Source organism: Saccharothrix sp. NRRL B-16314, from assembly GCF_000716595.1.
In the GTDB taxonomy this organism is placed as follows: Bacteria; Actinomycetota; Actinomycetes; order Mycobacteriales; family Pseudonocardiaceae; genus Actinosynnema.
Map to the genome: position 1 here is coordinate 1 of NZ_JNXC01000172.1, position 349 is coordinate 349.

At 68.8% G+C, this 349-nt stretch carries 1 pseudogene; it reads left to right on the forward strand.

What is annotated here, in order from left to right:
* Nucleotides 1–349: pseudogene (locus OQ02_RS39540) on the forward strand (diacylglycerol/lipid kinase family protein); the annotation flags it as partial.

The following is a 349-nucleotide window of genomic DNA, read 5'->3' on the forward strand; positions in this document are numbered from 1 at the left end:
AACACCTCCCGTCTGCTGCGCGGCGCGGCCTCCTACTACGCGGGCGGCCTCCGGGCCGTCCTCGGTTGGAAGCCCGCCGCGTACCGCATCACGATCGACGGGACCCGGCACGAGCGCACCGGCTACACCGTGGTCGCGGCCAACTCCGGCTTCTACGGCTTCGGGCGGAACATCGCCCCCGGCGCGCGGGTCGACGACGGCCTCCTCGACATTGTGGTGATCAAGGAAGCACCCAAACGTCTCTTCTTCGCCATGATGAACGAGCTGAAGACGGGCGCGCACGTGAACCGCCCTCAGATCGAGATCCTGCGCGGCAAGGAGGTCCGCATCGAAGCCGACCGCCCCCTGC